The sequence below is a fragment of the Cellulomonas sp. genome (assembly GCF_965229465.1).
GTDB lineage: Bacteria > Actinomycetota > Actinomycetes > Actinomycetales > Cellulomonadaceae > Cellulomonas.
The window spans coordinates 3,256,492-3,273,745 of the sequence record NZ_OZ245882.1 but is presented as its reverse complement, the minus strand read 5'-3'; the positions used below and the strand labels follow the sequence as shown (position 1 = coordinate 3,273,745).

Here is a 17,254-nt window from a genome sequence, read left to right as displayed (position 1 = left end):
AAGGTGCGGTGAGCGCGACGAGGCCGCCCGTCCGGGTGGACGGGCGGCCTGGTCGGACGTCAGTCGCGGCGCAGCTTGCGGTACGTCACGCGGTGCGGGCGGGCCGCGTCGGGGCCGAGCCGCTCCACCTTGTTCTCCTCGTAGGACGCGAAGTTGCCCTCGAACCAGTACCAGTTGCCCGGCTCGTCCTCGGTCCCCTCGTACGCCAGGATGTGCGTCGCCACCCGGTCGAGGAACCACCGGTCGTGCGAGACCACGACGGCGCAGCCGGGGAACTCGAGCAGGGCGTTCTCCAGCGAGCCGAGCGTCTCGACGTCCAGGTCGTTGGTGGGCTCGTCGAGCAGCAGCAGGTTGCCGCCCTGCTTGAGCGTGAGCGCGAGGTTGAGGCGGTTGCGCTCACCACCGGACAGCACGCCCGCGGGCTTCTGCTGGTCCGGGCCCTTGAAGCCGAACGCGGCCACGTAGGCGCGCGACGGCATCTCGACGTTGCCCACCTTGAGGAAGTCGAGCCCGTCGGAGACCACCTCGAAGAGCGTCTTCTTGGGGTCGATCCCGCCGCGCGACTGGTCGACGTAGGAGAGCGACACGGTCTCGCCGACCTTGAGCTCGCCCTTGTCGAGCGGCTCGAGCCCGACGATCGTCTTGAACAACGTGGTCTTGCCGACGCCGTTGGGGCCGATGACCCCGACGATGCCGTTGCGCGGCAGCGTGAAGCTCAGGCCCTCGATGAGCACGCGCCCGTCGAAGCCCTTCTCCAGGTTCTTCGCCTCGAGGACGATCGAGCCCAGGCGCGGGCCCGGCGGGATCTGGATCTCCTCGAAGTCGAGCTTCCTGGTGCGGTCCGCCTCCGCGGCCATCTCCTCGTAGCGCGCCAGGCGCGACTTGGACTTGGTCTGGCGGCCCTTGGCGTTGGACCGCACCCAGTCCAGCTCCTCCTTGAGGCGCTTGGCCAGCTTGACGTCCTTCTTGCCCTGGATGGCGAGGCGCTCGCCCTTCTTCTCCAGGTAGGTCGAGTAGTTGCCCTCGTACGGGTACAGCCGGCCGCGGTCGACCTCACAGATCCACTCCGCGACGTGGTCGAGGAAGTACCGGTCGTGGGTGACGGCCAGGATGGCGCCCGGGTAGTCCTTGAGGTGGGCCTCCAGCCAGAGCACGCTCTCCGCGTCCAGGTGGTTGGTGGGCTCGTCGAGGAGCAGCAGGTCGGGCTTCTCCAGGAGCAGCTTGCACAGGGCGACCCGGCGGCGCTCACCACCCGACAGGACGGTGACGTCGGCGTCCGGCGGCGGGCAGCGCAGCGCGTCCATCGCCTGGTCCAGCTGGGCGTCGAGGTCCCACGCGTCGGCGGCGTCGATGGCCTCCTGGAGCACGCCCATCTCCGCCAGCAGGGCGTCGAAGTCGGCGTCCGGCTCGGACATCAGCACGGAGATCTCGTTGTACCGGTCGAGCTTGCCCTTGATCTCGGCGACGCCCTCCTCGACGTTGCCGAGCACCGTCTTGGACTCGTTGAGCGGCGGCTCCTGCTGGAGGATGCCCACGGTGTAGCCGGGGCTCAGGCGCGCCTCCCCGTTGGACGGCTGGTCCAGCCCGGCCATGATCTTGAGGATCGTCGACTTGCCGGCGCCGTTGGGGCCGACGACGCCGATCTTGGCGCCCGGCAGGAAGTTCAGGGTGACGTCGTCGAGGATCACCTTGTCGCCGTGCGCCTTGCGCGTCTTGTACATGGAGTAGATGAACTCAGCCACTGGCTCTTCGTCCGCCTCGGTGCTCGATGGGGGTCGCCCCGCTCGCTCGGTGCTCGGGGCAATGCTGTCCGGCTCGCCCGCGAGGCTGGTCGACCGCGCCGCTGGGAGCGCGCGGTCCGACCTGCCACGTCGTCGGGTTGCCGGTGCCCCAGCCTAGGCGATCACCTGGCGCCGGCCAGCGCGGGCTCCTGCTCCTCGTCCAGCACGGGGGTCAGACCGGCCTCCTCGTCCTCGGGGACCTCCTCCAGACCGGAGACGTCCGCGGGTGAGGCCTCCCCTGCGGCCGCGGACGGGCTGACCGTCCGCGCGAAATGGCTGCTGCCGAACGCCAGGTTCGGTCCGAGCGCGATCGCGTCCAGGACGAGCGACGTGCGCGGGCCGTCGGCGCCCACCCACTCCTCGGTCGACAGCTGCCCCTGCACGATGACGGGGTCCCCCTTGCGCAGCGAGCGCGCCGCGTTCAGGGCGGTGGTCCGCCACACCTTCACGTTGAACCACTCGGTCTGGGCGTCCTTCCAGACGCCGGCCTGCTTGTCGAACCAGCGACGCGTGCTGCCCAGCCGGAACGTGGTGAACGGGACGCCGCCGTCCGACTCGTGGTGGATCCGCACCTCGGTGCCGATCCACCCGACGACGGTCAGGTCCAGGGACTGCGAGCTCATGGGATACCTCCGGTGCCGTGCGCCCCGACGGGTGCGGGGCTCGTGCGACCAGGGTCCGTGGCGGGTGCGCCACGCGGGTGCCGCGGCAGGCGAGCTGTGGAGCGGGTGCCTGCGCCGGGGGCTGTGGGCGGGTCAGCCCGTGGCGGCGGCGATCAGCTCGCGGACTGTCCGGTGCTCGGCAAGCACCGCCTCGGTCGGGACCGCGAGCCTGGCCCGCGCCACGTTCTCCAGCGCCGACCGACCGTCCTGGAGCACTCGCGCCGATCGTCGCCGTGCGGCCGACCGGCGCGCCGCACCGGCCCCCACGGCCGCGAGCACGCACGCCACGGCCAGGACGATCGCCGCGACGGGCGCCCACACGTTGGCCTCGCCGCCACCGAGCAGCGCGCCGACGGCGATCGACGCGACGAGCACCGCGGCGCCGCCGAGCAGCACCGCGGCGACCGTCAGCGCGAGCGCGAGCCCGGACCGCCGGGCGGACAGGGTGAGCTGGGTCAGTGCGTCGGTCACGGCCAGTCGCATCTCGGTGGTCGATGCCACGCGCGAGGCGACGTCCTGACCCCACCGCCGAGGCAGCCCCGGCGTGACGGCGTCGAGCCACGACGACCGGGCGAGCCCGACGGCGTCCTCCTGCACCGCGCCGAACCCCGGGGTCGCCGACGTCCGACCGCGCACGGCGGAACCGACGCCCGCCGCCACCGCCGGCAGCCCGATCGCGGCGGACAGCCGGTCCACGACGTCCGTGACCGACAGCGCGGCCGGAGCGGGCTCGCGCGCGGCGACCTCCGCGGCTAGCAGCGCGGCGGCGTCGTTGAGCTCGGCACTAGCCCGGCGGGCGGCCAGCGACCGCGACCCGACCACCGTGGCCAAGAGCTCGCGCAGGACGTTGACGCCCTCACCGGTGCGCGCGGAGGCCTCGCGGACCGGCACCCCTGTCAGGCCGTCGTCGACGAGCAGGTGCTCGACGTCCGCGACCAGGTCGGGGCGCACGTCCGGCGGCACCGTGTCCACCTGGTTGAGCACCACTACCATGGACGCCTCGTGCCCGACCAGCTGGCGCAGGTAGCCGCTGTGCAGGGCGTCGTCCGCGTACTTCTGGGGGTCGACCACCCAGGCCAGCAGATCGGCCTGCGGCAGCAGCCGGTCGACCACCTCGCGGTGCTCGGGGGCGATCGAGTCGTGGTCGGGCAGGTCGAGCAGGACCAGGCCACGCAGCGGCGCCTCGCTCTCCCCGTCCAGCAGGCTCTCGCGCTCGATCCGGCGGTCTGGCACCACGCCCAGCCAGTCCAGCAAGGGACCGCCCTCGTCGCCCCACACGCACGCCGTGATCTCCGACGTGGTGGGCCGACGCACGCCGACGTCCGCGAAGTCCAGCCCGCTGATCGCGTTGAACAGGCTCGACTTCCCGGAGCCGGTGCCTCCGACGAGCGCGACGACCGTGTGGTCGACGCCCAGCGCGAGCCGTTCCCGCACGCTGTCCACCGTCGCGACCACGCGGGCCACCACGGCGGGGGCCAGACGCGCGCCGCCGACCGCCAGCGCGCGGTCGAGCGCGTCGACGCGGGCCGTCAGCTCCGTCGCCTCGTCGCCCTGCCGCGAGCGGTCGGTCGTCGCGCTCACGTCAGGCCCTTCAGCACGGCGAGCCGTAGGCGCAGCCGCGATGCCGCGTCCTCGGCGAGGTCCGGGTCGGCGAGCACCTCGCCCACGGCGGACCGCTCCACGGCCACCTGCCCGGCCACCCGGGCGACCAGGTCGTCGCGCAGCTCGTCGACCGCACGCTCCCCCGCCGTGTCGATCAGGTCGACCAGCAGGTCACGGGCCTCCCGAACCCCGGCGGCCGCGGCGAGCGCGACAGCGGCCAACCCCTGGTCGCCGAGCGCGTTCTCCGCCTTGCGTCGTCGCCGGACCTCGCGCGTGACCTCGCGGCGCCCTCGGGAGACGCCGTCGGGCGTCGACTCCGCCGGCGCCTGCGTCAGCGCCGCCCGCACGACGCGTGGACCCTGGGCGGTCCAGGCACGTGCCGCCTGCTCCGCCGCACTCCGCCGCCCGGTGCGCAGCGTCGCGGACGTCCAGGCGGCGTCGACGGACGCACCGCCCTCCGGTCCGTCGGGGCCGGTCAGCGCGGCACGGAGGACCTCCTCGGTCTGGGCGCCCGCTGCGGTCAGCGTGGCGGCAGCCGACCGGGTCAGGTCCTCGGTGAGCGGCTCGATCGCTGTGGTCCGCGCGCGCCCCTCCCGCGCCGACCCGCGGATGCGACCTGACGGGCGCACCACGCCGCCGAGAGGACCGGAGTCCGCCGCGAGCTCCGCCCACCGCGCCCGCACCGCGCCGTCCGCGACGGCACCGCCCCGGATCGATGCGGACACCTGCGCGGTAGGCCCTACGACCGCCTCGTCCAGGACCGCAGCGATCGCGCTCGCCGCGTCGGCCTGGGCCTGCACGGCCTCCGCCAGCTCGTCGACCCACGGCCGCAGCGCGGCGAGCGAGCCGCGCAGCGTGCGGCCGATCACGGTGCGCGCCCGGTCGGGGCCGGCCAGCATCGCGAGCCAGCGGCGGATCGGTGCGACGACCGTGGCCGGCAGCAGACCCTCGTGCGGGCCGAGGTCGGGGACGACGAACAGGGGCGAGCCCTGGAGGCCGTGCCCGCGGAGGCGGTCGAGCAGGTCGCCGCGCACGGTCGGCAGGGACGCCGGGGGCACGCGGTTGAGCACCATGGCGATGGAGGCCCCGCGCTCGACCGCACCTTGCAGCACCCGCCACGGCAGCGCGTCGCCGTAGCGCGCCGCGGTGGTGACGAAGAGCCACAGGTCCGCCGCCTCGAGCAGGCGGTGGGCGGACTCGCGGTTGGACTCCAGCACCGAGTCGAGGTCGGGGGCGTCGAGCAGGGCGATGCCCCGCGGCACGTTCTCGTCCGCGACGACGCTCACCGACTCCAGAACGGGGTGGTGCGAGAGCAGCTCCGCGTCGAGCGGGTTGTGCACCAGCACCGGGCGCCGGGTGGTCGGCCGCAGCACCCCCGCGGTGCTCACCTCGGTCCCCACCAGCGAGTTCACCAGCGTCGACTTGCCGGCCCCGGTCGATCCCGAGACCACCACCACGGCGGGCGCGGACAGCTCCGTGAGGCGCGGCACCAGGTGCTCGCCCAGCTGGTCCACGAGTCGAGCCCGGGAGGCTCGCGCGGACGTGATGCCCTCGATCTCCAGCGGGAAGCCGGTGCGCTCCACGTCGCGCCGGAGGTCACGCACGGCGTCCAGCAGGGAGGTGGCCGCGAGGGGTCGGGCGAGGACGTCGCGCGGGTCCGAGGCGGCGTGACGTGCGTGTGGAGCCAGCGGCTGCGCGGTCTGCACAGGCTGCACTGGCGCGGTGCCGGGCTGTGCGCTCACGCGCCCATTGTCGCGGTGCGATCTGACCTGGCAAAACGCGCCACGCGGGTCGGTTGCGAGCGGTTCGTCCCGGAACCGAGGATCCGGCGCCGCGCCGTTAGGCTGTGGGCGCACGTCCGGCCCCCGTAGCTCAACGGATAGAGCAACGGCCTTCTAATCCGTCGGTTGCAGGTTCGAGTCCTGCCGGGGGCGCCCATCCACCGCGGTCGACCCGCCCCTCGCCCGGGCCGCTCCGACCGCCACCGCGACCACGGCCAGCCCCAGCGGGACCAGCAGGTGCCACCCCGCGAGCGCAGCCAGCCCGGCGGCGAGCACGCACGCGCACACCGCCGCCCACCACCCCGGGGACCCCCGATCGAGCAGCCGTACGGCGGCCGCGGTGCCCGTGGCGTAGATGGCGACCATGCAGCTGGTGTGCACGAGCACGAACGGCTCGAGGTCCCCGCCCGTCGCCACGGTGACGGCGAAGTACGCGGTGACCAGCCCGGCGACCACGAGCAGAGCCCGGCGCGGCACCCCGCCGGGCTGCGCCCCGCGCGCCACCCAGCGAGGCAGGTCGCCGTCCCGGCCGAGCGACGCACCGAGCTTGGCGAAGGCGCCGAGGTAGGTGCCGAGCACCCCGAGCGTGACGATCGCCGCGACGACGGCCACCGCCACCCGGCCCGCACCCGCGAGCCCCACGTCGACGAGGTCCATCAACGGCACCTGCGACGACGACGCCGCGTCGCCGAGCACGGTGACGGTCACGTACTGGAGGGCCAGGTACGCGACGCCGACCACGACCAGCGCGATCGCGGTCGCCCGCGGGATGGTCCGCCGCGGGTCCCGGAACTCCCCCGCCAGGTGCGTGACCGCCTCCCACCCGGCGAACGCCCAGACGAACAGGCTCATCGCGGCCCCCACGCCGGCCCAGCCGTGCGGGGCGAACGGCCGGAGCGTCGAGGCGTCGGAGGCCGGCAGGGACACGACGACGACGCCGACGACGAGCACCACGAGCGCGCCCGTCAGCGCGAGCTGGACGGGTCCGGCGAGACGCAGACCGACCGCGTTGGTGACCAGCGGCGGAACCAGGAACGCCGCGCCGACGAGATACACCTGCGTCTGGGTGCCGCCGACCATCGCCACCACGTACTGCGCGCCGAGGAGCGCCACCACCGGCGCCCCGGCGCAGACACCGAAGAAGAACCAGTAGCCGGTCATCCGCGCCGCCGTGCCGCCCAGGGCGAGCCGCACGTAGGTCGCCACGCCGCCGGAGTCGGGGTGCCGGGTGGCCAGGGCGGCGAACGTCATGGCCAGCGGCACGCTGGCGACGAGCACCGCGGCAACCGCGACCAGCGAGGCCGGACCGGCCGCGCGCACGGCGAGGCTCGGCAGCAGGAGCATCCCGGTGCCGAGCACCGACGCGATGTAGAGGGCGCTCCCGAGTGCCAGCCCGATCTGCGGCTGCCGCCCCACGACCACCGACGGAGCTGCGAGCGCGGGAGTGGGCACCCCCGCAGCCTGCCCCGATCGACCGCCCCGATCCAGCCGGCAGGCGGGCGTCATGCGTCGAGATCCCGCCACCCAGAATCGGGCGAAACGGGCCGAATAATCAGGTGACGGCCGTATCTGACGCGTGGTCGAGTACTCCTACACCACCGAACCGCCCGGGCATCCGGCCCGGGCACCGTCATGCCCAGGAGCACACCGTGAACCCGACCATCTCCCTCGAGCTCGCGCGCCAGGACCACTCCCAGCGCCTCGCTCACTCCCACCAGGTCCGCGTCCGCGCAGCGCGGCGCGACCAACAGCCGGCCGAGAACATCGGTCGACCTCCGGATCCGCGGCGCGTCGTGACGCGCTCGCCGCGTCTCGTCGACGCGCACTGATCCACCCTCCCGCGAGCGCGGGCCGGGGCCCCGCGGGGTTCCGGCCCGCGCTCGTCCGCATGCGTGCCACCATGACGCCATGCCGCCGTCCCCCCGCCCGCGCCGCCGGCGTCCCGGGCGGCGCTGATGGGTCGGCACGCCACCCCGGACCCGGAGCCGGCGCCGGACCAGCCCACCGGGAATCGGCTCGTCCGCCACGTCGTCCTCTGGCTCGGGCGGATCGGGCTCGGCCTGGTCGTCGGAGCGGGCACGCTCGGCGTCCTGCGCTGGGCGGGGACGTCATGGACGGCCAGCCTGTGGATCGGGGCCACTGCCGCGGTGGTCGTCCTCGTCGCGGCGTGGCTGGCCTCCACGGTGCCGGGGCACGACGGCCCCCGATAGCCGGTCAGCCGGACGACGGGACGGCGTGCAGACGGTCGACGACCATCACCACGCCGAGCACCGCGACCGCGAGGGCCACGGCGGCAACCACGTCCGTGAGGAAGTGGTACCCGAGGTACAGCCGACTCAGTGCCACCAGCGCGGTCCCGACGACCGTCACGACGCCCCAGACCACCAGCCGAGGCACGGTCGGATGCCGGCTCCACACGAGGTACCCGGCGACCAGCAGGAACGTCGCCGTGCCGATGGTGTGCCCGGACGGGAACGAGGCCGTCGTCTCCGCGCCCGGCACGAACATCGTGTCCGCAGGCGGCCGCTCACGGCCCACCAGCCCCTTGACCGACAGGCTGATCACCGTCGAGGCGACCATCGCCCCCGCCAGCAGCGCCGGGCGCCACCACTGCCTGCGCACCAGCCCCCAGACCAGGCAGGCGACCGCCACCAGGATCGGGAGCACGGTGGGGCCGGAGACGAACGTGATGGCCGCCAGCACCCCGGTCCACCCCGGTGTCCGGTGGTTCACCAGGTACTCCAGCACCGGTTGGTCGAGGCTGGACAGGTCGTCCTTCTCGCGGACGGTGTCGAGCACGCCGAAGAACACCGCGAGCCCGCCCACGACGAGCACGGTCCCCGGCAGCAGCGCCCAGAGCGCCGGCCGCGAGCGCAGCGCAGCGAGCGCGGGAAGGCGGGGCGGCACGCGTGCCACATCGTCTGTCATGAACCGACGCTAACCGCGGCACGACCGGCGCACGAACGCGGGACGGCCGGACGCCCCCTAGGCTGACCTGCGTGACCAGCACGCCGACGCCCCCGCCCGCCCCGACCGGACAGGAGAGCGGGGACCGCATCGTCTGGATCGACTGCGAGATGACCGGCCTCGACCTCGCGGCCGACGCGCTGGTCGAGGTGGCCGCGGTCGTGACCGACTCGGAGCTGCGCGTGCTCGGCGAGGGCGTCGACGTGATCATCGCCCCGCCGCCCGAGGCGCTGGAGCAGATGAACGACTTCGTCCGCACCATGCACACCACGTCGGGCCTGCTCGACCAGCTCGCGGGCGGCACCACCCTCCAGGACGCGCAGGCCAAGGTGCTCGAGTACGTGCGCGCCTGGGTGCCCGACCCGAGCAAGGCTCCGCTTGCCGGCAACTCCGTGGGCACCGACAAGGCGTTCCTGGACCGCGACATGACCGAGCTCGTGGCGCACCTGCACTACCGCGTGATCGACGTGTCGTCGATCAAGGAGCTCGCCCGCCGCTGGTACCCGCGCGTGTACTTCGCCTCGCCGCGCAAGAACGGCGGCCACCGGGCGCTCGCGGACATCCTCGAGAGCATCGACGAGCTGCGGTACTACCGCGCCGCATTGCTGCCGGCCCAGCCTGGTCCGGACTCCGCCGCGGCCAAGAAGATCGCGGCCGAGGTCGTCGCCACGTCGGTCAAGGGCGCCCTCCTGTCCGAGGGCTGACCGCTCGGGAACGACGACGGGCGCCGACCAGATGGTCGACGCCCGACGCGATGGGGTGGCTAACGGGACTTGAACCCGCGACCCCCTGGACCACAACCAGGTGCTCTACCACCTGAGCTATAGCCACCACGATCCCCCGACGCGTACGTCGGGGCGTCGAGAAGTGTACCCGAGGCCGGGGGCACTTCTGGAATCGGCAGGCAGTGGTCTCGGCCACTGCCTGCCGACGTCAGAGCCGCGCAGCGATCGCGTCGGCGAACCGGCCGGCGGAGCCCTCCGACAGCGCGAAGAACAGGGACGGCTCGGTGAGCTCGACCTCGAGCACCACGGGGTTGCCCTCGTCGTCCGGGATCAGGTCGACGCGGGCGTACAGCAGCGGCCCGTCCGCACCCGGGGCGATGCCCGGCAGCGCGGCCACGACGCGCTCCGCGAGCTCGCGCTCGGCGTCGCTGGCGTCCCGCGCGGTCAGGGTCTCGTCCCGGTACAGCACCTGCTCCTCGCGGAACGGGCCCTCGAGCAGCGCTCCCTTGCGGACCGAGTGGCTGAACTGGCCCTCGATGAAGACCAGCGCGGTCTCCCCGGCCGTGTCGACCTTGCGCAGGTAGCGCTGGATCATCACGCGGCGGCCGACGCTCAGCAGGTTCTTGGCGTGCGTGATGGCCAGCGACCGCTGCTGCGTGACACCGGCGTCGTAGCGGCCGGTGTCCCGCGAGCCCGCGCTGACCGTCGGCTTGATGACGAAGTCGCCGAACGCCGGGAACCGCGTGTGGATGGCACGCGAGTCGAGGTTGCGCTCCGGGTCCAGCCAGATCGTGGGGACGATCGGCAGGCCGGCCTTCTCCAGGTCGCGCAGGTAGGTCTTGTCGATGTTCCACCCGACGACGGACGCGGGGTTGAGCAGCGTGCTGGTGCGCTCCACCTTGCGGGTCCAGTCGGCGAACTGCGCCGGGCGGTCGGTGTAGTCCCAGGTCGAGCGGATGACGACGTGGGGGTAGGTGCCCCAGTCGACGGTCGGGTCGTCCCAGACGACGACGTCCGTGGCGACGCCACGCTCGAGCAGCGCGTCGCGCAGCGCGTGGTCGTCGGAGTCGAGCTCCGGGAGCTCGGCGCAGGTCGCGAGGGCGAGGCGTGCGGTGGGGGTGGTCACCTGCGCAGCGTACCGACGGCCGAGTCCGCGTCTGCTGTGGCGTCCGTCTCGTCGGCCCGCTCCGTGAGCCGGTCCAGGGCGCGCACGACGGTGGCCGCCGTGGCACTGCCGACGACGACGCCGTGCTCGTCCTGCACCGGGAGGGGGCCGTCCGCGCCGACGAGCGCGTCGAGCACGTCGCCCAGCTCGGCGCCGACCGCGAGGGACGTGCCGGGCGCGGAGGTGTGGACGGGTTCCAGGTCGGCGAGCTCCAGTCGGCCGAGCGCGAGCAGGCGGGCGGTCCGGCCTCTGCCGACGAGGTCCGCCACGGCGGGGGTGGCCGGGCGGGCGACGATGTCGAGCGGGGAGGCCAGCTGCTCGATGTGGGCGCCGGTGCTCAGCACCGCCACGCGGTCCGCCATCCGCACGGCCTCGTCGATGTCGTGCGTGACGAGCATCACGGTGATGCCCAGGGTGCGCTGGATCCGGGCGAACTCGTTCTGGAGTCGACGCCGGCCCACCGGGTCCACCGCGCCGAACGGCTCGTCCATGAGGAGCACCGGCGGGTCCGTGGCCAGGGCGCGGGCGACGCCCACGCGCTGCCGCTCGCCGCCGGAGAGCTCGTGCGGGAAGCGCCGGGCGTAGCGGTCCGGGTCGAGGCCCACCAGGTCGAGCAGCTCGTCGACCCGCGCGGCCGTCCGCTTGCGGTCCCAGCCGACCAGGCCCGGCACGGTGGCGACGTTCTGGGCGACCGTGCGGTGGGGGAAGAGACCCACGTTCTGGATCACGTAGCCCATCCGCCGGCGCAGGCCCACGGGGTCGACCGTGGTGACGTCCTCGCCCTCGAGCATGATCCGACCGGACGTCGGCTCCACCAGCCGGTTGGCCATGCGCAGGGTGGTGGACTTGCCGCAGCCCGAGGGGCCGACCAGCACGAGCACCTCGTGCGGCTGCACCGCCAGGGACAGGTCGTCGACCGCCGCGCCCGACTCCTCCCGCCCGCGGTCGGACGCGTACGACTTGCTCACGTGCTCGAAGGCGATCGCCGGGTCGTCTGCCACCCCCAGGACGCTAGTCGCCCCGTCCGACAGCCGCAGGGCCAGACTGCGCATGTCGGAGGCCACGGGTACGTTCGCCGCATGCGTCTGGCCCAGGCTCCACCCAACCCGTGGTTCTCGTGGGAGTACGTCGAGCGCAACGCCGCAGACATCGGTCGTGCGCTCGAGCAGCACGCGTCGCTCACGTTCCAGGCCGTCGTCATCGCGTTCGTGCTCGCCCTCCCGCTCGGCGCGCTGGCCCACCTGCGACCGCGGCTGGCTGGCCCGGTGCTCGGCGTCGCGGGCGTCCTCTACACGGTGCCGTCGCTGGCGCTGTTCGCCATCCTGGCGCCGTACACGGGCATCGGACGCACCACCGTGCTCATCGGGCTGGTGTCGTACGCGCTGCTGGTGCTCACGCGGAACGTGCTGGTCGGGCTCCAGGGCGTGGACCCCGCGGTGCGGGACGCGGCGCGCGGCATGGGGTACGGCCGGTCGCGGCTGCTGTTCGCGGTCGAGCTGCCGCAGGCCCTGCCGAGCATCGTCGCAGGGCTGCGGCTGGCCACGGTCACCACCGTCGCCCTGGTCACCGTGGGCGTCGTCGTCGGCTACGGCGGGCTCGGTCAGCTGATGTTCCGTGGCTTCCGCAGCAACTACCACGCGGAGATCATGACGGCCACGGTGCTCTGCCTGCTGCTCGCGCTCGTGTGCGACCTGGTCATCGCGGGTGTCGGCCGACGGCTCACCCCGTGGGCCCGCGTCGAGAGGCCGGTGTGACGTGGACACCCTGACCGACGCGTTCCTCTGGCTGAACGACCCCCTCAACTGGGTCGGTCGCAACGGTGTGCTGGCGCTCACGCGCGATCACATCGTCGTCTCGGTGCTGGCGGTGCTGCTCGCCGCCGTGGTCGCCCTGCCGGTGGGCCTGTGGCTCGGGCACCGTGGCCGCGGCTCGACGGCCGGTGTCGTCGTCGCCAACACCACGCGGGCGCTGCCGACGCTCGCCCTGCTCACGCTGCTGGCGGCGAGCGGGCTGTTCGGCAACACGGCCACCGTGCTCGCGTGCGCCGTGTTCGCGGTGCCGCCCCTGCTCACCAACACGGTCACCGGGCTCGGGGAGGTCGACGCCGACGTCAAGGACGCCGCACGAGGGGTGGGCATGTCCGGCGGGCGCAGCCTGTGGGCGGTCGAGCTCCCGCTGGCCGTCCCGCTCATCGCCGCGGGCGTCCGCACCGCGGCGGTCCAGGTGCTCGCGACCGTCCCGCTCGCGGCGCTGGTCGGCGGGCGCAGCCTCGGCACCATCGTGGTCAGCGGCTTCGGCACCCAGGACTACGGGCAGGTGCTCGCGGGCGGCATCCTCGTCGCCGGCCTGTGCCTGCTGGCCGAGGGCCTGCTCGCGATCGCGCAGCACCTGCTCACTCCCCCGGGCCTGCGAGCGCTGGCCCGGGACACGTCCGACACGCCGTCCCGGCGCACCCGCCGGGCGCGCGTCACATCCCCAGGGCTTGCCGAGCCCGCGACCAGCGGATCGAATAGGTCGGGCACAACGTCCTGACCTCGTCGGCGGCACCTTCTGTCCGTCACCGGGACCCTTCCCGCCCCCCTGCTGACTCCCCGAGGAGAGCACGATGCGAGCGAGACGCTCCACCACCCTGACCCTGATCGCCGTCGCCGCCCTGGCGCTCGGCGCCTGTGGCAGCCCTGGCTCGGGCGGAGGCGAGGCCGACCCGACGTCCTCCGGCTCGTCCGGGCTCGCCACGTGCGACCCGATCGCCGGCGAGAAGCTCGTCGTCCTGGAGGACGACAAGGGCCTCCAGAACGCCGACAACATCATCCCGGCCGTGAACAAGGCCGCGGCCGCGGCGAACGCGTCGGTGATCGAGCTGCTGGACACCGTGTCCGCCGCGCTCGACACGGACAAGCTCATCCAGCTCAACAAGGCCGTCGACATCGACCGCCGCACGTCGAGCGAGGTGGCCGAGGAGTTCGTCGACACCGAGGGCCTCACCGCGACGGAGCCGTCGGGTGCTGGTGCCTCACTCGTGATCGGTGCGGCGAACTTCTCCGAGAGCGCCACGCTGGCGGAGATCTACGCGGCCGTCCTGCGCACCGCGGGCTACACCGTCGAGGTGCGCACCATCGGCAACCGTGAGACGTACCTGCCGGCTCTGACCGACGGCACGCTCACGGCCGTCCCGGAGTACGCGGCGACGCTCGCGGACTTCCTCAACGCGCAGCAGAACGGCGCGGACGCCGCGTCGGTGGCTTCCGCCGACGTCGACGAGACCGTGACGGCGCTGACCCCGCTCGCGGACGCCGCCGGCCTCGTGGTGGGCGCCCCGTCCACGGCGCAGGACCAGAACGCGTTCGCGGTGACCAGCGAGTTCGCGGCCGAGCACGACCTGACCACCCTGTCCGACCTCGCCACGAACTGCGGTGGGCTGGTGCTGGCCGGGCCGGCCGAGTGCCCCGAGCGCCCGTTCTGCCAGCTGGGCCTCGAGGAGACGTACGGGATCGAGTTCGCGGACTTCAAGTCCTACGACTTCGGCCTGATCGGCCAGGCCGTGCGTCAGGGTGAGGCCGCGATCGGCCTCGTGCTCTCCAGCGACGGGTCGCTCGCCGCGGACAGCTGACCGGATGATCGACGAGGGGGCGGACCCGGCCGGGTCCGCCCCCTCGTGCGTGCTCAGAGGCCCGCAGTCTCCAGCAGCCGGAGCCAGACCTCGCTGACGGTCGGGTACGACGGCACCGCGTGCCACAGGCGGTCCAGCGGCACCTCCCCGACCACGGCGATCGTCGCGGCGTGCAGCAGCTCGGCCACCTCCGGCCCGACGAACGTGGCGCCGACGACCACTCCCCGGGCGTCGTCGACCACCAGCTGCGCGTGCCCCGCGTAGTCCGCGGCGAACACGCTCGCCCCCGCCACGTTCTCGAGGTCGTAGCCGAGCACGCGCACGTCGATGCCCTTCGTGCGTGCCGCGGCCTCGGTGAGTCCGACCCACGCGACCTCCGGGCGGGAGAACACGACCTGCGGCACCGACCCGAGGTCCGCGGTCGCCCGGTAGCGGCTCCACGGACCCGCCGCGCGCTCGTCCGCGGCCGCCAGCGCGCGGTCGCCGGACGTGGCGCCGTCGGGTGAGTCCGCCGCGGAGGACCGCGGGTCGAAGCGCGCGGCGATGACGTCTCCGACCACGCGGGCGTCGTACTTGCCCTGGTGGGTCGTCGCCGTCCGTCCCGAGACGTCGCCCACGGCGAACAGCCAGCCGCCGTCGACCCCGGTGGCCTGGAGGGCGTCGTCGACCGCGACCGCCTTCCCCGGCTCGAGCCCGAGCGTCTCGAGGCCCAGCTCTGCGGTCCGCGGGCGCCGGCCGGTGGCGACGAGCACCTCGTCGACCACCAGGTCCGCACCGCTGCCAAGGTCCAGGTGCACCCCGTCGGCCTCCCGCCGGGCCGACCGGGTCTCCGCGCCGAACAGGACGCTCACGCCGAGCCGGGCGAGCGACGCCGCGACCGCCTCGCCGGCGAACGGCTCCGCGCCCGTCAGGAGCCTGTCTCCGCGCACGACCAGCGTCACCGCGCTGCCGAAGTCGGCGAAGGCGGTGGCCATCTCGACACCCACCACCCCGCCGCCGAGCACGGCCAGGCGCGCGGGCACCTGCTGCGCCGACGTAGCCTCCCGGCTCGTCCAGGGCGGCAGCTCCGCGAGACCGTCGACCGGCGGCAGCACCGCCGCGGACCCGGTCGCGACGACGACCGCGTGCCGCGCGGTCACCCGCACCTCACCGTCGTCACCCTCGACGGTGAGCTCCCGCGGTGCGGTGAACCGTGCGTGCCCCCGCAGGAGGCTGATCCCGGTGCTCTGCACCCAGTCCACCTGGGAGCTGTCGTCCCAGTGGTGCGTGATCTCGTCGCGCCGGGCGAACGCCGCCGCGACGTCCACGTCGCCCGTCACCGCGGCCGCAGCTCCCGGGACGCCTCGGGCGGCCGCGAGGGCGGCGCCGGGTCGCAGGAGCGCCTTGGAGGGCATGCAGGCCCAGTAGGAGCACTCACCGCCCACCAGGGCGTGCTCGACCAGCGCGACGCTGAGCCCGGTCCGTCCCGCGCGGTCCGCCACGTTCTCGCCCACCGCGCCGCCGCCGATCACCACGACGTCGAACTCCTGCGCCTGCTCGGCCATCCCCGGCTCCATCCCTCCGCGTGGCCCTCGGCGCCGACCGCAGAGGACCTCGCCCCATGGTGTCGCGCGGTCGCCGTCGGCGCAGCGCCTGGCCAGCGGGCGTCTCGCGCGGGACGATGCGCAGATGCACCGTGCACCGGAGCCCGAGGCCACCGACGAGCGCGGCCTGCTGCTCGGCTGGCTCGCGTTCCACCGGGACGCCCTCGCCGCCAAGTGCGCGGACCTGTCCGACGAGCAGCTCGTGATCGCGTCGACGCCGCCGTCCGTCCTCACGCTGCTCGGCCTCGTGCGGCACCTCACGGAGATGGAGGACCATTACCTGGTCCGCGCGCTCAGCGGGGTCGACACCGGGCTCCTGTACTGCACGGACGAGGACCCGGACGGCGACATCATCGGCATCGACGCCACGATGGCGGGCGACTCGGTGGCCCGGTGGCACGAGGTCCGGGCCGAGGCCGACGTGCTGCTGGCCGCGCACGCGGACCTCGGCGACCCCGCAGGGTCCCGCACCGTCCGCTGGTACGTGGCCAAGCTGCTCCAGGAGTACGCCCGCCACAACGGTCACGCGGACCTGATCCGGGAGGCGATCGACGGGGCGGTCGGCGAGTAGCGAAGCAGAAAGGCCCCCGTCAGCGTTTCCGCTGATCAGGGGCCTGTCTCCGGTGCGCCATCAGGGACTCGAACCCCGAACCCGCTGATTAAGAGTCAGCTGCTCTGCCAATTGAGCTAATGGCGCGCGGTTGAGAACGCTAGCAGGCCGACCACCCGATCTGCCAATCGAGATCGGGGTCCGTGACGACCGTCACGCGCCGGTGCCGTCGGACGTCGTCGCGTCCTTCTCCCACCAGGAATCCTCGGGCAGCCCCTCGGACTCGAGGATCTCGGCGGACGTGGCCTCGGGGGTCACCAGGTCGACGATCAGGGCCAGCGGGACGTGCTCGGCGAGCAGGTCCCGTACCGGCTGGGCGTCCGCGGCGTCGCCGACGGAGACGGGTGTGGTCTCGTGCGTGGTCATGGGGGTCGACCTCCTCGGGGACCGTGTCCCGCTGTTCATGGCACCACCAGATTGCGGGCAGTGCAAGACGAGTAACGCTCAGAGGTAGAGACCGGTTCCCTCGCCGACGCCACGCGGCTCGGCCACCGCGTGCACGTCCTTCTCCCGCAGCAGCACGTAGGTCGCCCCGCCGAGCTCCACCTCGGCGCGGTCCTCGGGGTCGAACAGCACCCGGTCGCCCACCTCGACCTGCCGGACGTGCTGGCCGGCGGCGACGACCGCCCCCCACGACAGGCGCTTGCCGACGACGGCCGTCGCCGGGATGACGATCCCCGCGGACGAGCGCCGCTCCCCCGCCTCGCCGTCGAGCGAGACGAGCAGGCGGTCGTTCAGCATGCGGATGGGAAGGTCGCTCACGCGTCC

At 73.6% G+C, this 17,254-nt stretch carries 17 protein-coding genes and 3 tRNA genes; 7 read left to right on the top strand and 13 right to left on the bottom strand.

Going from position 1 to position 17,254, the window contains the following annotated elements:
• Positions 1-59: 59 nt before the first annotated feature.
• The 4 genes from ettA to ACO06A_RS15585 form a co-directional block, all read right to left on the bottom strand.
• Complete coding sequence (gene ettA, locus ACO06A_RS15600) at positions 60-1,742, bottom strand: energy-dependent translational throttle protein EttA (RefSeq protein WP_421733133.1); 1,683 nt, start codon at positions 1,740-1,742, stop codon at positions 60-62.
• Between the two features lie 161 nt (positions 1,743-1,903).
• Entirely contained in the window at positions 1,904-2,404 is a 501-nt protein-coding gene (locus ACO06A_RS15595; RefSeq protein WP_421733132.1) for a single-stranded DNA-binding protein, read from the bottom strand.
• Positions 2,405-2,536: 132 nt separating this feature from the next.
• The gene (locus tag ACO06A_RS15590; RefSeq protein ID WP_421733131.1) at positions 2,537-4,024 is read right to left on the bottom strand and encodes a GTPase; all 1,488 of its coding nucleotides are present in this window, start codon (positions 4,022-4,024) and stop codon (positions 2,537-2,539) included.
• Entirely contained in the window at positions 4,021-5,787 is a 1,767-nt protein-coding gene (locus ACO06A_RS15585) for a GTPase (protein ID WP_421733130.1), read from the bottom strand. Before ACO06A_RS15585 ends, ACO06A_RS15590 begins: the two co-directional genes overlap by 4 nt.
• Positions 5,788-5,906: 119 nt before the next feature.
• Between ACO06A_RS15585 and ACO06A_RS15580 the strand changes: the two genes are divergently transcribed.
• Positions 5,907-5,979, top strand: a tRNA-Arg gene (locus tag ACO06A_RS15580).
• Here the strand turns inward: ACO06A_RS15580 and ACO06A_RS15575 are convergent.
• A complete protein-coding gene (locus ACO06A_RS15575; protein ID WP_421736078.1) occupies positions 5,941-7,170 on the bottom strand; it encodes an APC family permease in 1,230 nt (409 codons plus the stop codon). The two genes, ACO06A_RS15580 and ACO06A_RS15575, sit on opposite strands and share 39 nt — an antisense overlap.
• 611 nt (positions 7,171-7,781) lie before the next feature.
• Here ACO06A_RS15575 and ACO06A_RS15570 point away from each other — a divergent pair.
• Entirely contained in the window at positions 7,782-8,036 is a 255-nt protein-coding gene (locus ACO06A_RS15570; protein ID WP_421733129.1) for a hypothetical protein, read from the top strand.
• Between the two features lie 4 nt (positions 8,037-8,040).
• Here the strand turns inward: ACO06A_RS15570 and ACO06A_RS15565 are convergent, their stop codons facing one another.
• Positions 8,041-8,754 carry a phosphatase PAP2 family protein gene (locus ACO06A_RS15565; RefSeq protein ID WP_421733128.1) on the bottom strand — a complete coding sequence of 238 codons (714 nt, stop codon included), beginning with the start codon at positions 8,752-8,754 and terminating at the stop codon, positions 8,041-8,043.
• Positions 8,755-8,825: 71 nt separating this feature from the next.
• Between ACO06A_RS15565 and orn the strand changes: the two genes are divergently transcribed.
• Positions 8,826-9,497: an oligoribonuclease gene (gene orn, locus ACO06A_RS15560; RefSeq protein WP_421733127.1), complete on the top strand. Its 672-nt coding sequence runs from the start codon at positions 8,826-8,828 to the stop codon at positions 9,495-9,497.
• 51 nt (positions 9,498-9,548) lie between these two features.
• On the opposite strand, the gene ACO06A_RS15555 is transcribed toward orn, so the two are convergent.
• The 3 genes from ACO06A_RS15555 to ACO06A_RS15545 form a co-directional block, all read right to left on the bottom strand.
• A tRNA-His gene (locus tag ACO06A_RS15555) sits at positions 9,549-9,624 on the bottom strand.
• Between the two features lie 102 nt (positions 9,625-9,726).
• On the bottom strand, positions 9,727-10,644 hold the full coding sequence (locus tag ACO06A_RS15550) for an ATP-grasp domain-containing protein (protein ID WP_421733126.1): 918 nt from the start codon (positions 10,642-10,644) through the stop codon (positions 9,727-9,729).
• Complete coding sequence (locus ACO06A_RS15545; RefSeq protein ID WP_421736077.1) at positions 10,641-11,735, bottom strand: ABC transporter ATP-binding protein; 1,095 nt, start codon at positions 11,733-11,735, stop codon at positions 10,641-10,643. Before ACO06A_RS15545 ends, ACO06A_RS15550 begins: the two co-directional genes overlap by 4 nt.
• A 27-nt stretch (positions 11,736-11,762) precedes the next feature.
• Between ACO06A_RS15545 and ACO06A_RS15540 the strand changes: the two genes are divergently transcribed.
• From ACO06A_RS15540 to ACO06A_RS15530, 3 genes are all read left to right on the top strand, one after another.
• The gene (locus tag ACO06A_RS15540) at positions 11,763-12,437 is read left to right on the top strand and encodes an ABC transporter permease (RefSeq protein WP_421733125.1); all 675 of its coding nucleotides are present in this window, start codon (positions 11,763-11,765) and stop codon (positions 12,435-12,437) included.
• 1 nt (position 12,438) lies between these two features.
• Positions 12,439-13,215 (top strand): ABC transporter permease, encoded by a 777-nt coding sequence (locus ACO06A_RS15535; protein WP_421733124.1) that lies wholly within the window; start codon positions 12,439-12,441, stop codon positions 13,213-13,215.
• Positions 13,216-13,288: 73 nt separating this feature from the next.
• Entirely contained in the window at positions 13,289-14,293 is a 1,005-nt protein-coding gene (locus ACO06A_RS15530) for a glycine betaine ABC transporter substrate-binding protein (RefSeq protein ID WP_421733123.1), read from the top strand.
• Positions 14,294-14,346: 53 nt separating this feature from the next.
• Here the strand turns inward: ACO06A_RS15530 and ACO06A_RS15525 are convergent, their stop codons facing one another.
• Entirely contained in the window at positions 14,347-15,837 is a 1,491-nt protein-coding gene (locus ACO06A_RS15525; protein WP_421733122.1) for a dihydrolipoyl dehydrogenase family protein, read from the bottom strand.
• Between the two features lie 124 nt (positions 15,838-15,961).
• Here ACO06A_RS15525 and ACO06A_RS15520 point away from each other — a divergent pair, with 124 nt between their 5' ends.
• On the top strand, positions 15,962-16,447 hold the full coding sequence (locus ACO06A_RS15520; protein WP_421733121.1) for a DUF664 domain-containing protein: 486 nt from the start codon (positions 15,962-15,964) through the stop codon (positions 16,445-16,447).
• A gap of 53 nt (positions 16,448-16,500) precedes the next feature.
• Here the strand turns inward: ACO06A_RS15520 and ACO06A_RS15515 are convergent.
• From ACO06A_RS15515 to ACO06A_RS15505, 3 genes are all read right to left on the bottom strand, one after another.
• Positions 16,501-16,573, bottom strand: a tRNA-Lys gene (locus tag ACO06A_RS15515).
• 66 nt (positions 16,574-16,639) lie between these two features.
• Positions 16,640-16,852, bottom strand: coding sequence for a hypothetical protein (locus ACO06A_RS15510; protein WP_421733120.1), 213 nt, complete (start codon positions 16,850-16,852; stop codon positions 16,640-16,642).
• 78 nt (positions 16,853-16,930) lie between these two features.
• Positions 16,931-17,227: a GroES family chaperonin gene (locus ACO06A_RS15505; RefSeq protein WP_175348709.1), complete on the bottom strand. Its 297-nt coding sequence runs from the start codon at positions 17,225-17,227 to the stop codon at positions 16,931-16,933.
• Positions 17,228-17,254: the final 27 nt, after the last annotated feature.